A 14,448-nucleotide genomic window follows, 5' to 3' on the forward strand; every position below is an offset into this window, starting at 1 on the left:
CCCCGCTTATCGCGGCGGGTGTGACACTGCTGCCGAATACTTCTGGGGCGAAAACGGCGGAAGAAGCCATTTTCGCTGCCCATCTGGCACGTGAAGCGTTAGGAACACACTGGCTGAAGCTGGAGATTCACCCTGACGCCCGCTGGTTGTTGCCCGATCCCATCGAAACGCTGAAAGCCGCCGAAACGCTGGTGCAACAAGGATTTGTCGTGCTGCCTTACTGCGGTGCCGATCCGGTGTTGTGCAAACGTCTGGAAGAAGTGGGCTGTGCAGCGGTGATGCCGCTCGGTGCACCGATTGGTTCTAATCAGGGGCTAGAAACCCGCGCCATGCTGGAGATTATTATCCAGCAGGCCACGGTTCCGGTAGTCGTTGATGCTGGCATCGGCGTTCCAAGCCATGCCGCGCAGGCGCTGGAAATGGGCGCCGATGCGGTGTTAGTGAATACGGCAATTGCCGTCGCGGACGATCCCGTCACCATGGCGAAGGCATTTCGCCTGGCGGTAGAAGCGGGCCTGCTGGCACGTCAGGCCGGACCTGGCAGCCGCAGTCATTTTGCTCATGCCACCAGCCCACTGACCGGATTTCTGGAGGCATCGGCATGAAAACCTTCAGCGACCGCTGGCGGCAACTGGACTGGGACGACATCCGCCTGCGTATCAACAGCAAAACGGCTGCTGACGTAGAGCGGGCGCTGAGTACAGCGCCACTTACCCGCGACGACATGATGGCGCTGTTATCGCCAGCCGCCAGTGAATACCTGGAACCACTGGCTCAACGGGCGCAGCGTCTGACTCGTCAGCGATTTGGCAACGTCGTCAGCTTCTACGTCCCGCTTTATCTTTCCAATCTTTGCGCTAACGACTGCACGTACTGTGGATTTTCCATGAGCAATCGCATCAAGCGCAAAACGCTGGATGAAGCAGATATCGCCAGAGAAAGCGCCGCTATTCGGGAAATGGGCTTTGAGCATCTGTTGCTGGTCACTGGTGAACATCAGGCAAAAGTGGGAATGGATTACTTTCGTCGTCATCTCCCTGCCCTGCGTGAACAGTTCTCTTCACTACAGATGGAAGTACAGCCGCTGGCGGAAGCGGAATACGCCGAGTTAAAGCAACTTGGTCTCGATGGGGTAATGGTTTATCAGGAGACGTATCACGAGGCGACATATGCCCGCCATCATCTGAAAGGTAAAAAACAGGACTTTTTCTGGCGACTGGAAACGCCGGATCGGCTGGGTCGCGCGGGGATTGATAAGATAGGCCTCGGCGCGCTAATCGGCCTTTCTGACAGCTGGCGCGTTGACTGCTATATGGTTGCCGAGCATTTACTGTGGCTGCAACAGCATTACTGGCAAAGTCGTTATTCAGTCTCCTTCCCGCGCCTGCGTCCGTGTACTGGCGGCATTGAGCCTGCGTCGATTATGGATGAACGCCAGTTAGTGCAAACCATCTGCGCCTTCCGTCTGCTTGCGCCGGAGATTGAACTCTCACTTTCCACGCGGGAATCACCGTGGTTTCGCGATCGCGTTATTCCGCTGGCAATTAATAACGTCAGCGCCTTCTCGAAAACGCAGCCAGGTGGCTATGCCGACAATCACCCCGAGCTGGAACAGTTCTCACCGCACGACGATCGCCGACCTGAAACGGTTGCTGCCGCATTAATCGCTCAGGGTTTGCAGCCGGTATGGAAAGACTGGGACAACTATCTGGGACGCGCCTCGCAAAGGCCATGAGACAGAATGTAAGAACGTAAATTTATTCCGAGCTGCTACGGAAGATGAAAAACGGAATGTTGTTGAAAGCGTTGCGTTTTTTTATGGTAGTACCGTCAGCAGGAATGTTGTCCAGGGCGAAAAGCTTCTTCCTCGTTTCGCCCTGCCTTTCTTAATATTTCCCGTGAAGGCTTTTCCCTCTGAATAACCCCCATAAAAAAACCCGCCGAAGCGGGTTTTTACGTTATTTGCGGATTAACGATTACTCGTTATCAGAACCGCCCAGACCTGCGTTCAGCAGTTCTGCCAGGCTGGCAGACGCGTCTTCTGCAGTCACTTGCGGTGCAGCCGGAGCTTCACCCGCAGCACGGCGGCGCATACGATCCTGGTGATACGCATAACCCGTACCTGCCGGGATCAGACGACCCACGATAACGTTCTCTTTCAGACCGCGCAGTTCATCGCGTTTGCCCGCAACAGCTGCTTCGGTCAGTACGCGAGTGGTCTCCTGGAACGATGCCGCAGAGATGAACGACTCGGTTGCCAGAGACGCTTTGGTGATACCCAGCAGATCGCGGGCATAAGTTGCACCCACTTTGCCGTTCGCTTCCAGTTCGCGGTTTGCGATCTTGACGCGAGAGTATTCAACCTGTTCGCCTTCCAGGAAGTCGGAGCTACCCGCGTTAACGATGGTGGCTTTACGCAGCATCTGACGAACGATAACTTCGATGTGTTTATCGTTAATCTTAACGCCCTGCAGACGGTATACGTCCTGTACTTCGTTAACGATGTAACGAGTCACAGCATGAACACCACGCAGACGCAGAATGTCGTGCGGCGCTTCCGGACCATCGGAAATGACGTCACCACGTTCTACACGTTCACCTTCGAACACGTTGAGCTGACGCCATTTCGGAATCATCTCTTCGTAAGGTTCGCTGCCGTCTACCGGAGTGATAACCAGACGACGTTTACCTTTGGTTTCTTTACCGAAGGAAACGACACCGCTGATTTCAGCCAGGATTGCCGGCTCTTTCGGACGACGTGCTTCGAACAGATCCGCAACGCGCGGCAGACCACCGGTGATGTCCTTAGTACCGCCAGATTCCTGCGGAATACGCGCCAGGGTGTCACCAGAGCTGATCTGTACGCCATCTTCCAGCTGAACAATCGCTTTACCCGGCAGGAAGTACTGCGCAGGCATATCAGTACCAGGGATCAGAACGTCGTTACCCTGAGCATCAACGATTTTCAGTGCCGGACGCAGATCTTTACCACCTGCGGTACGTTCTGCGGAATCCAGAACTACCAGCGAAGACAGACCGGTCAGTTCGTCGGTCTGACGAGTAATGGTCTGACCGTCAATCATATCGGTGAAGCGAACAAAACCGCTTACTTCAGTGATAACCGGCATGGTGTGCGGGTCCCAGTTTGCAACGGTTTCGCCGCCTGCAACCTGTTCGCCATCACCTTTCGCCAGTACCGCACCGTAAGGCACTTTGTAGCTTTCTTTGGTACGACCAAATTCGTCGATCAGTTTCAGTTCGGTGTTACGGGAAGTGATAACCAGTTTACCGCTGGAGTTCACAACCGACTTCACGTTGCTGAGCTTGATGCTACCTTTGTTTTTCACCTGGATGCTGGATTCAGCAGCCGCACGAGATGCCGCACCACCGATGTGGAACGTACGCATGGTCAGCTGTGTACCCGGTTCACCGATGGACTGTGCCGCGATAACACCGATTGCTTCACCTTTGTTGATGATGTGGCCACGTGCCAGGTCACGACCGTAGCAGTGCGCACATACACCAAAGTCGGTGTCACAGGATACAACAGAACGTACTTTAACCGCGTCGACAGAGTTCTCTTCCAGCAGGTCACACCACTGTTCATGCAGCAGCGTGTTGCGCGGAACGAGGATATCGGCAGTACCCGGCTTCAGAACGTCTTCTGCAGTTACACGACCCAGTACGCGATCGCGCAGCGGCTCTTTAACATCGCCACCCTCGATAACCGGAGTCATCATGATACCTTCATGAGTACCACAATCGTCTTCAGTAACCACCAGGTCCTGCGCCACGTCAACCAGACGACGAGTCAGGTAACCGGAGTTCGCAGTTTTCAGTGCGGTATCCGCCAGACCTTTACGAGCGCCGTGGGTGGAGATGAAGTACTGGAGTACGTTCAGGCCTTCACGGAAGTTCGCGGTGATTGGCGTTTCGATGATGGAGCCATCCGGCTTCGCCATCAGACCACGCATACCAGCAAGCTGACGAATCTGTGCCGCAGAACCACGCGCACCGGAGTCGGCCATCATGTAGATGCTGTTGAAAGATACCTGCTTCTCTTCCTGACCGTCACGGTTAATAACGGTTTCAGTTTGCAGGTTATCCATCATCGCTTTGGATACACGATCGTTCGCCGCAGCCCAGATATCGATAACTTTGTTGTAGCGTTCGCCCGCAGTTACCAGACCAGACTGGAACTGTTCCTGAATTTCAGCAACTTCTGCTTCTGCCTCGGAGATGATTTCGTGTTTCTTCTCCGGGATGACCATGTCATCGATACCAACCGATGCACCGGAACGCGCTGCATATGCAAAGCCGGTGTACATGATCTGGTCCGCAAAAATAACGGTCGGTTTCAGGCCGAGAATGCGGTAGCAGGTGTTCAGCATTTTGGAGATTGCTTTTTTACCCAGCGCCTGGTTGACGATGGAGTAAGGCAGACCTTTCGGTACAATCATCCACAGAATGGCACGGCCAACGGTCGTGTCCTTCAGGCTGGTTTTCGCTACTAATTCACCGTTAGCATCTTTTTCGTATTCAGTGATACGCACTTTAACGCGCGCATGCAGAGAGGCCAGGCCAGCGCGATAAATACGCTCAGCTTCTTTCGGGCCAGTCAGCACCATGCCTTCGCCTTTGGCGTTAACACAGTCACGGGTCATGTAGTACAGACCCAGTACAACGTCCTGAGACGGAACGATGATTGGTTCGCCGTTCGCCGGGGACAGGATGTTGTTGGTAGACATCATCAGCGCACGCGCTTCCAGCTGGGCTTCCAGCGTCAGCGGTACGTGAACAGCCATCTGGTCACCATCGAAGTCGGCGTTATATGCCGCACAAACCAGCGGGTGCAGCTGGATAGCTTTACCTTCGATCAGTACCGGTTCAAATGCCTGGATACCCAGACGGTGCAGAGTCGGTGCACGGTTCAGCAGTACCGGGTGTTCGCGGATAACTTCGTCCAGGATATCCCAAACGACAGCTTCTTCGCGCTCAACCATTTTCTTAGCAGCTTTAATGGTGGTAGCAAGACCACGCAGTTCCAGCTTGCCGTAGATGAACGGTTTGAACAGCTCCAGCGCCATTTTCTTCGGCAGACCGCACTGATGCAGACGCAGGTATGGACCTACGGTGATTACAGAACGACCGGAGTAGTCAACACGCTTACCGAGCAGGTTCTGACGGAAACGACCCTGTTTACCTTTGATCATGTCGGCCAAAGATTTCAGAGGACGCTTGTTAGAACCGGTGATCGCACGACCGCGACGACCGTTATCCAGCAGGGCGTCTACCGCTTCCTGCAGCATACGTTTTTCGTTACGTACGATGATGTCCGGCGCAGCCAGATCCAGCAGACGTTTCAGACGGTTGTTACGGTTAATGACGCGACGATACAGATCGTTCAGGTCAGAAGTCGCGAAACGACCACCATCCAGCGGAACCAGCGGACGCAGATCTGGCGGCAGTACCGGCAGAACGGTCAGGATCATCCACTCTGGTTTGTTACCAGACTGAACGAACGCTTCCAGCAGTTTGATACGCTTGGTCAGCTTTTTACGCTTGGTTTCGGAGTTGGTTTCGTTCAGCTCTTCACGCAGCTGTTCGCACTCTTGCTCCAGATCCATGCTCTTCAGCAGAGCCTGGATTGCTTCCGCACCCATTTTCGCGTCGAATTCGTCACCGAACTCTTCCAGCGCGTCCAGATACTGCTCTTCAGTCAGGATCTGCTGACGTTCCAGGTTGGTCATACCGCCTTCGATTACCACATAGGATTCGAAGTACAGCACGCGTTCGATATCGCGCAGCGGCATATCGAGCAGCAGGCCGATACGGGACGGCAGAGATTTCAGGAACCAGATGTGCGCAGTCGGAGAAGCCAGCTCGATGTGGCCCATACGCTCACGGCGTACTTTGGTCTGGGTCACTTCAACGCCGCACTTCTCACAGATAACGCCACGGTGTTTCAGGCGCTTGTACTTACCGCACAGGCACTCGTAGTCTTTTACCGGCCCAAAGATACGGGCGCAGAAAAGGCCGTCACGCTCAGGTTTGAACGTACGGTAGTTGATGGTTTCCGGCTTTTTAACTTCACCGAAAGACCATGAACGGATCATGTCTGGCGATGCCAGAGCAATTTTGATCGCATCAAACTCTTCGGTTTTAGTCTGCGCTTTCAGAAACTTTAATAAATCTTTCACGGATTTGCTCCCGTCGGAGTTAGCACAATCCGCTGCCGGGTTTTACCCCGACAGCAGTGACCTGTTTGAGCGAGAATTACTCGTCTTCCAGTTCGATGTTGATACCCAGCGAACGAATCTCTTTCAACAATACGTTGAAGGATTCTGGCATGCCCGGCTCCATCTGATGGTTGCCGTCCACGATGTTCTTATACATCTTGGTACGACCGTTTACGTCATCAGACTTAACGGTGAGCATTTCCTGCAGAGTGTATGCCGCGCCGTATGCTTCCAGCGCCCACACTTCCATCTCCCCGAAACGCTGACCACCGAACTGTGCCTTACCACCCAGCGGCTGCTGAGTAACCAGACTGTAAGAACCAGTGGAACGCGCGTGCATCTTATCGTCGACCAGGTGGTTCAGTTTCAGCATGTACATGTAACCTACGGTTACCGGACGTTCGAACTGTTCACCAGTGCGGCCGTCGTACAGGCGGATCTGACCAGAAGTCGGCAGGTCGCCAAGTTTCAGCAGCTCTTTAATTTCTGCTTCTTTCGCACCGTCGAACACCGGCGTTGCGATCGGCATACCTTTGCGCAGGTTTTCAGCCAGACGCATAACTTCTTCATCGCTGAAGGTACTCAGGTCAACTTTCTGACGAACGTCAGCTCCCAGATCGTACGCACGCTGGATGAACTCGCGCAGTTTCGCGACTTCTTGCTGCTGTTTCAGCATGGCGTTGATCTTGTCGCCGATACCTTTCGCAGCCATACCCAGGTGGGTTTCCAGAATCTGACCGATGTTCATACGAGACGGTACGCCCAGCGGGTTCAGTACGATGTCTACCGGCGTACCGTTTTCATCGTAAGGCATATCTTCGATCGGGTTGATCTTAGAAATTACACCCTTGTTACCGTGACGACCTGCCATCTTGTCACCAGGCTGGATACGGCGTTTAACCGCCAGATATACCTTAACAATCTTCAGCACGCCCGGTGCCAGATCGTCGCCCTGGGTGATTTTGCGGCGTTTCGCTTCGAGTTTCTTCTCGAACTCGTGTTTCAGTTCGTCATACTGCTCAGCCAGCTGTTCCAGCTGATTTTGTTTCTCTTCGTCGGTCAGGCCCAGCTCCAGCCAGCGATCGCGCGGCAGTTTGTCGAGCTTCTCAGCTTCAACGCCACCGGCTACCAGCACAGCACGGATACGGCTGAACAGACCCGCTTCGAGGATCTGCAGTTCTTCAGACAGGTCTTTCTTCGCCTGTTTGAGCTGCATTTCTTCGATTTCCAGCGCACGTTTGTCTTTTTCTACGCCATCGCGAGTAAAGACCTGAACGTCGATAACCGTACCGGATACACCGTTTGGTACGCGCAGAGAAGAGTCTTTAACGTCAGACGCTTTCTCACCGAAGATCGCACGCAGCAGTTTTTCTTCTGGGGTCAGCTGAGTTTCACCTTTCGGCGTTACCTTACCAACCAGAATGTCGCCACCGGTTACTTCCGCACCAATGTAAACGATACCGGATTCATCCAGTTTGGAGAGCGCAGCTTCACCCACGTTCGGGATGTCAGCGGTGATCTCTTCCGGCCCCAGCTTGGTGTCACGGGACACACACGCCAGTTCCTGGATGTGAATAGTGGTGAAACGGTCTTCCTGAACAACACGCTCGGATACGAGGATGGAGTCTTCGAAGTTGTAACCATTCCACGGCATGAACGCCACGCGCATGTTCTGACCGAGCGCCAGTTCACCGAGGTCGGTGGACGGACCATCTGCCAGCACGTCGCCACGTTCTACCGGTTCACCCAGAGAAACACACGGCATCTGGTTGATACAGGTGTTCTGGTTCGAACGGGTGTATTTGGTCAGGTTGTAGATATCGATACCAGCTTCGCCCGGATACATCTCGTCTTCGTTAACTTTGATAACGATACGGGAAGCATCCACGTACTGAACGACACCGCCACGTTTAGCAACCGCAGTTACACCGGAGTCAACGGCAACAGCACGTTCCATACCCGTACCAACCAGCGGCTTATCAGCACGCAGAGTCGGAACGGCCTGACGTTGCATGTTCGCACCCATCAATGCACGGTTGGCGTCATCGTGTTCAAGGAACGGGATCAGGGACGCACCGACGGATACCACCTGCTGGGTGGATACGTCCATGTAGTCAACCTGGTCGCGGCTGAACAAGCTGGATTCGCCTTTACTACGGCAAGTTACCAGGTCTTCTACGAAGTGGCCTTCTTCATCCAGGTTGGAGTTCGCCTGGGCGATAACGTAGTTACCTTCTTCGATAGCAGACAGGTAGTGAATTTCGTCAGTTACAACACCGTCGGTCACTTTACGATACGGAGTCTCAAGGAAGCCGTATTCGTTAGTCTGTGCGTACACGGACAGGGAGTTGATCAGACCGATGTTCGGACCTTCAGGGGTTTCGATTGGACATACGCGACCGTAGTGAGTCGGGTGTACGTCTCGAACTTCGAAGCCTGCACGTTCACGGGTCAGACCGCCTGGGCCGAGTGCAGAGATACGACGTTTGTGCGTAATCTCAGACAGCGGGTTGTTCTGGTCCATAAACTGAGACAGCTGGCTGGAACCGAAGAACTCTTTTACTGCTGCGGAAATCGGCTTGGCGTTGATCATGTCCTGAGGCATCAGGGTATCCAGATCGCCCAGAGACAGACGCTCTTTCACCGCACGCTCTACACGTACCAGGCCAACGCGGAACTGGTTTTCCGCCATTTCGCCAACGGAACGGATACGACGGTTGCCGAGGTGGTCGATATCATCGACTTCGCCTTTACCGTTACGGATATCGATGAGCTTTTTCATAACATCAATGATGTCGTCTTTGCTCAGGATACCGGAACCTTCGATTTCTTCGCGCAGCAGAGAACGGTTGAACTTCATACGACCAACCGCAGACAGATCATAGCGGTCTTCAGAGAAGAACAGGTTCTCGAACAGGCTTTCAGCAGCTTCACGAGTCGGCGGCTCGCCAGGACGCATCATGCGGTAGATTTCTACCAGTGCGCTCAGACGGTCGTTAGTTGGGTCGACACGTAAGGTTTCAGAGATATATGGGCCGTGATCCAGATCGTTAGTAAACAGCGTTTCGATACGCTTGTGACCAGACTGGCTCAGCTTAGCCAACAGATCCAGGCTCAGTTCCATGTTCGCTGCGCAGATCAGCTCGCCGGTAGACTCATCAATATAGTCTTTAGCGACCACTTTACCTGCGATGTACTCAACCGGAACTTCAATCAGTTTGACGTCGTCTTTTTCCAGTTGGCGAATGTGGCGCGCAGTAATACGGCGGCCTTTTTCTACGTACACTTTACCGTTAGCTTCGATGTCAAAAGATGCAGTTTCACCACGCAGGCGTTCCGGCACCAGTTCCATCTGCAGCTTGTTATCACGGATTTCAAAGATAACTTTTTCAAAGAACAGGTCGAGGATCTGTTCAGTGGTGTAGTTCAGTGCACGCAGAATGATGGTCGCAGGCAGTTTACGGCGACGGTCGATACGTACGAACAGGTTGTCCTTCGGATCGAATTCGAAGTCCAGCCAGGAACCACGGTAAGGAATGATACGCGCGTTATACAGCACTTTACCCGAAGAGTGGGTTTTACCTTTGTCGGAGTCAAAGAAGACGCCCGGACTACGGTGCAGCTGAGAAACGATAACACGCTCAGTACCGTTGATAACAAAGGTACCGTTGTCCGTCATGAGCGGAATTTCGCCCATGTAGACTTCTTGTTCTTTAATGTCTTTTACGGTGCCTTCCGGCGCTTCGCGCTCATAGATCACCAGACGCAGTTTAACGCGCAGCGGTGCGGAATAGGTCACGCCACGGATTTGACATTCCTGGACGTCAAACACCGGTTCGCCAAGGCGGTAGCTGACGTATTGCAGCTCGGAATTACCGCTGTAGCTCTGAATCGGGAATACGGAACGGAAAGCAGCTTCCAGACCATACTGCCCTTCAGGATCTTGCTCGATAAATTTCTGAAACGAGTCAAGCTGGATAGAAAGGAGATAAGGTACATCCAGAACTTGTGGACGTTTACCAAAATCCTTACGAATACGTTTTTTCTCGGTATAGGAGTAAACCATAGGGTTCCTCAGCTCGCTGACAAGTCGACCCATCTGTCCACTGAGCGGACAGTTTGTGCAACACTATTTTGTTGACCGGAAAATGGATACTTTCCGCAATGCCTGTTGCTATCACGCTTAAACCATTTCATTGCGATTTACACAGAACGGGAGTTCTGTCGCAGTATATTAAGTCGTCGATAGAAACAAGCATTGAAAGGCACAGCAGTAGTCAAACAGTGTGAAACGCTACTGGCGCCTTACAGCGCAAAAAGGCTGGTGACTAAAAAGTCACCAGCCATCAGCCTGATTTCTCAGGCTGCAACCGGAAGGGTTGGCTTATTTAACTTCAACTTCAGCGCCAGCTTCTTCCAGAGCTTTTTTCAGTGCTTCAGCGTCATCTTTGCTCACGCCTTCTTTCAGAGCAGCTGGAGCAGATTCTACCAGGTCTTTAGCTTCTTTCAGACCCAGGCCAGTTGCGCCACGTACTGCTTTGATAACAGCAACTTTGTTAGCGCCAGCAGCTTTCAGAATTACGTCGAATTCAGTTTTTTCTTCAGCAGCTTCAACCGGGCCAGCAGCTACAGCTACAGCAGCAGCAGCGGAAACACCGAATTTTTCTTCCATTGCAGAGATCAGTTCTACAACGTCCATTACAGACATAGCTGCAACTGCTTCAATGATTTGATCTTTAGTGATAGACATTTAAATTGTTCCTGAATATCAGAATAAGTTTATACGTAAGCGAATGCGTTAAAAAGATAACTGCGATTAAGCAGCTTCTTTCGCATCGCGTACAGCAGCCAGAGTACGAACCAGTTTGCCAGCCGAAGCTTCTTTCATGGTTGCCATCAGGCGTGCAATTGCTTCTTCGTAGGTCGGCAGAGTTGCCAGGCGGTCGATCTGAGACGCCGGGATCAGCTCACCTTCAAAGGCAGCGGCTTTGACCTCAAATTTTGCATTCGCTTTCGCGAACTCTTTGAACAGACGAGCTGCAGCGCCCGGGTGTTCCATAGAGTATGCAATCAGGGTCGGACCAACAAACGCGTCTTTCAGGCACTCGAACGGAGTACCTTCAACAGCACGGCGCAGCAGGGTGTTACGAACAACACGCATGTATACGCCAGCTTCGCGACCTGCTTTACGCAGTTCAGTCATTTTATCTACAGTTACGCCACGGGAATCCGCAACCACTGCAGACAGCGCGCCTTTGGCTACTTCGCTGACTTCAGCAACAATCGCTTGTTTGTCTTGAAGATTTAAAGCCATTAGCTTTGCTCCTGGATGTTTGCCAGAGAAAATCTCTGGAACTCACTTCACTCCTCCAAATGGAGAGAGCGTCTTAATTACGGTGAGCAGAAACAAGCCAGAATATAAAAGAATAATCTTAGCGTTCTGTCACCGTCTACGCAGGGGATTAAGTTTCTTACGAAACTCCTGCGGTCTTCGACGGAGGCCTGGATAGGCCAGGCTCCAACGAACAAATCTTTTCTATCCGTCGCTATTCAGCTTGTGCCGGCGTTGGCTTCCTTCGTTCGCACCAGTCACATAGTTAGCTATGTTCCTGGCGACTCACTCAGTTGCCGCCTTGCCACAACCCGAATATCTCGGATATACGTCTGCATTAAGCATTATACGTGGGGGTAAGATTGTAGACAAAATCACCGCCCACGTAAAGGTATTAGTTTGCAGAAGCGCTCAGGCCAGCCTGGTCAACTGCAACACCTGCACCCATGGTGGTGGAGATGCTAACTTTCTTGATGTACACACCTTTCGCCTGAGTCGGTTTTGCTTTTTTCAGCGCAACCAGCAGAGCTTCCAGGTTTTCTTTCAGTTTGTCAGCGTCAAAGTCCACTTTACCAATGGTGGTGTGGATGATGCCGTTTTTGTCGTTACGGTAACGAACCTGGCCAGCTTTAGCGTTTTTAACCGCTTCAGCAACGTTCGGGGTTACAGTACCCACTTTCGGGTTCGGCATCAGGCCGCGCGGACCCAGAACCTGGCCCAGCTGGCCAACAACGCGCATTGCATCCGGAGAAGCAATAACAACGTCAAAGTTCATTTCGCCTTTCTTGATCTGGTCAGCCAGATCTTCCATACCTACCAGTTCAGCGCCTGCAGCTTTAGCAGCTTCAGCGTTTGCGCCCTGGGTAAATACAGCTACGCGAACGGAACGGCCAGTACCGTGCGGCAGTACAGTTGCACCACGTACGTTCTGGTCAGATTTACGAGCGTCGATGCCGAGGTTAACAGCAACGTCCACGCTTTCTACGAATTTAGCAGTCGCCAGCTCTTTCAGCAGAGCGATAGCTTCGTTGATATCGTACTGTTTGGTCGCATCAACTTTCTCGCGGATAACACGCATGCGCTTGGTCAGTTTAGCCATTTCTTAGTCCTCCACTACCAGGCCCATGGAACGTGCAGTACCTTCGATGGAGCGAGTCATCGCTTCAATGTCGGCACCAGTCATGTCGGCAGCTTTGGTCTGCGCGATTTCCTGCAGCTGAGCGCGGGAAATTTTACCCACTTTGTCTTTGTTCGGCTTACCGGAACCAGACTTGATACCAGCCGCTTTTTTCAGCAGAACTGCTGCCGGCGGAGTCTTGGTAACGAAAGTGAAAGAACGGTCAGCGTAAACGGTGATAACTACCGGAATCGGCAGACCTTTTTCGATGGAATCAGTTTTTGCGTTGAACGCTTTGCAGAATTCCATGATGTTTACGCCCTGCTGACCCAGAGCCGGACCTACTGGCGGACTCGGGTTAGCCATACCAGCTGCAACCTGCAGCTTGACATAGGCTTGTACTTTCTTAGCCATTATAAATTCCTCAAGTTGGGTAATAACGCCTCTGAGAGGCTCCCCGTGATATAAAAAATCGTTTTACGGGCAAGGCCCATAAAAACAAAAGGCGCGAAATTGTATTCCAATCTCACGCCTTGTGCAACGATTAAATCGCCGCTTTTTTGATCGCTGGGTTAGGCTTTTTCAACCTGGCTGAAGTCCAGCTCTACCGGGGTCGCACGACCGAAGATAGAAACAGAGACTTTCAGACGAGACTTCTCGTAATCCACCTCTTCAACGACGCCGTTGAAGTCAGCGAACGGACCATCATTAACACGAACCATTTCACCCGGTTCAAACAGCGTTTTCGGACGCGGCTTATCACCAACCTGCTGCAGGCGGTTCATAATCGCATCAACTTCTTTATCGCTGATTGGCGCAGGACGATCGGAAGTACCGCCGATGAAGCCCATCACACGCGGTACGCTGCGCACCAGGTGCCAGCTCGCGTCGTTCATCACCATCTGAACGAGGACGTAGCCAGGGAAGAATTTGCGTTCGCTTTTGCGACGCTGACCGCCACGGATCTCAACGACTTCTTCAGTCGGAACCATGACTTCGCCAAACAACTCTTCCATGTTGTGTAATTTGATATGCTCACGCAGCGACGTTGCTACGCGGCCTTCAAAACCGGAAAACGCCTGAACGACGTACCAGCGCTTTTTAGGAGCTTCAGACATCTCAGAACCTCAGGCCAGTGATAAAGGATACCAGGCGAACCAGAATACCATCCAGTCCCCACAGGATCAGTGACATTACTGCGGTAACCGCAGCCACAATCAGCGTGGTGTGCAATGTTTCCTGGCGAGTCGGCCAAATGACCTTACGGACTTCGGTACGCGCTTCACGGGCAAAAGCAACGGTTGCTTTACCTTTTGTCGTTAACAGCGCGACACCACCCGCTGCAGCAATCAGAATTACTACGGCCAGCGCACGCAGCGGCAGCATAATGTCGCGATAAAGGTAGTTGCCGACGATTGCCACCAGGAGCAATGCCACCACAACGCCCCACTTCATCGCTTCCAGGCCGCGCCCGCTTCCTTGAGCTTCGGTATTCGCACTCATAAACCAACCTGTCAGAAGTATTCTACAAACATTTTCACCCCGCGATAGCGAGGCAAACCAAATCGAAACGCGTATTCGCTTTTCGGATTATACGCCCTCAACAGAGCCTGTCTCAGCAATGATTATGACAAAGAAAATCACTGATGAGCCAGGTTCTGGTACGAAAGCGTGCAAAAAGGGCATCAAATGATGCCCTTTTATTGCGCATTGCGTCAAATGTTATCGGCAATTAGCTCAGAACTTTAGCTACAACGCCC

10 protein-coding genes are annotated in these 14,448 nt (G+C 52.5%); 2 read left to right on the forward strand and 8 right to left on the reverse strand.

Features of this window, described 5'->3' with window-relative positions; all coding sequences use genetic code 11:
* Both thiG and thiH read left to right on the forward strand, forming a co-directional pair.
* Positions 1-605: thiazole synthase (thiG, locus tag EQY_RS0110555; RefSeq protein WP_000297804.1), on the forward strand; the 605-nt coding region annotated here is incomplete at its 5' end.
* Positions 602-1,735 carry a 2-iminoacetate synthase ThiH gene (thiH, locus tag EQY_RS0110560; RefSeq protein WP_000847481.1) on the forward strand — a complete coding sequence of 378 codons (1,134 nt, stop codon included), beginning with the start codon at positions 602-604 and terminating at the stop codon, positions 1,733-1,735. The genes thiG and thiH, both read left to right, overlap by 4 nt.
* A 241-nt stretch (positions 1,736-1,976) precedes the next feature.
* Here the strand turns inward: thiH and rpoC are convergent, their stop codons facing one another.
* From rpoC to secE, 8 genes are all read right to left on the reverse strand, one after another.
* Positions 1,977-6,200 carry a DNA-directed RNA polymerase subunit beta' gene (gene rpoC / locus EQY_RS0110565; RefSeq protein ID WP_000653937.1) on the reverse strand — a complete coding sequence of 1,408 codons (4,224 nt, stop codon included), beginning with the start codon at positions 6,198-6,200 and terminating at the stop codon, positions 1,977-1,979.
* Positions 6,201-6,276: 76 nt separating this feature from the next.
* Entirely contained in the window at positions 6,277-10,305 is a 4,029-nt protein-coding gene (gene rpoB, locus EQY_RS0110570; protein ID WP_000263098.1) for a DNA-directed RNA polymerase subunit beta, read from the reverse strand.
* Between the two features lie 318 nt (positions 10,306-10,623).
* Positions 10,624-10,989, reverse strand: coding sequence for a 50S ribosomal protein L7/L12 (gene rplL / locus EQY_RS0110575; protein WP_000028878.1), 366 nt, complete (start codon positions 10,987-10,989; stop codon positions 10,624-10,626).
* Positions 10,990-11,055: 66 nt separating this feature from the next.
* Complete coding sequence (gene rplJ / locus EQY_RS0110580; protein ID WP_001207201.1) at positions 11,056-11,553, reverse strand: 50S ribosomal protein L10; 498 nt, start codon at positions 11,551-11,553, stop codon at positions 11,056-11,058.
* Between the two features lie 412 nt (positions 11,554-11,965).
* A complete protein-coding gene (gene rplA / locus EQY_RS0110585; RefSeq protein ID WP_001096683.1) occupies positions 11,966-12,670 on the reverse strand; it encodes a 50S ribosomal protein L1 in 705 nt (234 codons plus the stop codon).
* Positions 12,671-12,673: 3 nt separating this feature from the next.
* Positions 12,674-13,102, reverse strand: a complete 429-nt coding sequence (gene rplK, locus EQY_RS0110590) for a 50S ribosomal protein L11 (protein ID WP_001085926.1) — start codon at positions 13,100-13,102, stop codon at positions 12,674-12,676.
* A gap of 158 nt (positions 13,103-13,260) precedes the next feature.
* The gene (gene nusG, locus EQY_RS0110595; protein ID WP_001287521.1) at positions 13,261-13,806 is read right to left on the reverse strand and encodes a transcription termination/antitermination protein NusG; all 546 of its coding nucleotides are present in this window, start codon (positions 13,804-13,806) and stop codon (positions 13,261-13,263) included.
* A 1-nt stretch (position 13,807) separates the two neighbouring features.
* Complete coding sequence (gene secE, locus EQY_RS0110600; RefSeq protein ID WP_001275690.1) at positions 13,808-14,191, reverse strand: preprotein translocase subunit SecE; 384 nt, start codon at positions 14,189-14,191, stop codon at positions 13,808-13,810.
* Between the last annotated feature and the right edge of the window lie 257 nt (positions 14,192-14,448).

Source organism: Escherichia sp. TW14182 (genome assembly GCF_000208525.1).
GTDB classification, from domain to species: Bacteria; Pseudomonadota; Gammaproteobacteria; order Enterobacterales; family Enterobacteriaceae; genus Escherichia; species Escherichia ruysiae.

Excerpts from the sequence above, each read along its gene's own strand:
- rplK (WP_001085926.1), bottom strand. The coding sequence starts at position 13,102 with ATGGCTAAGAAAGTACAAGCCTATGTCAAGCTGCAGGTTGCAGCTGGT.
- rplL (WP_000028878.1), bottom strand. The coding sequence starts at position 10,989 with ATGTCTATCACTAAAGATCAAATCATTGAAGCAGTTGCAGCTATGTCT.
- rplJ (WP_001207201.1), bottom strand. The coding sequence starts at position 11,553 with ATGGCTTTAAATCTTCAAGACAAACAAGCGATTGTTGCTGAAGTCAGC.
- thiH (WP_000847481.1), top strand. The coding sequence starts at position 602 with ATGAAAACCTTCAGCGACCGCTGGCGGCAACTGGACTGGGACGACATC.
- rpoB (WP_000263098.1), bottom strand. The coding sequence starts at position 10,305 with ATGGTTTACTCCTATACCGAGAAAAAACGTATTCGTAAGGATTTTGGT.
- secE (WP_001275690.1), bottom strand. The coding sequence starts at position 14,191 with ATGAGTGCGAATACCGAAGCTCAAGGAAGCGGGCGCGGCCTGGAAGCG.
- nusG (WP_001287521.1), bottom strand. The coding sequence starts at position 13,806 with ATGTCTGAAGCTCCTAAAAAGCGCTGGTACGTCGTTCAGGCGTTTTCC.
- rplA (WP_001096683.1), bottom strand. The coding sequence starts at position 12,670 with ATGGCTAAACTGACCAAGCGCATGCGTGTTATCCGCGAGAAAGTTGAT.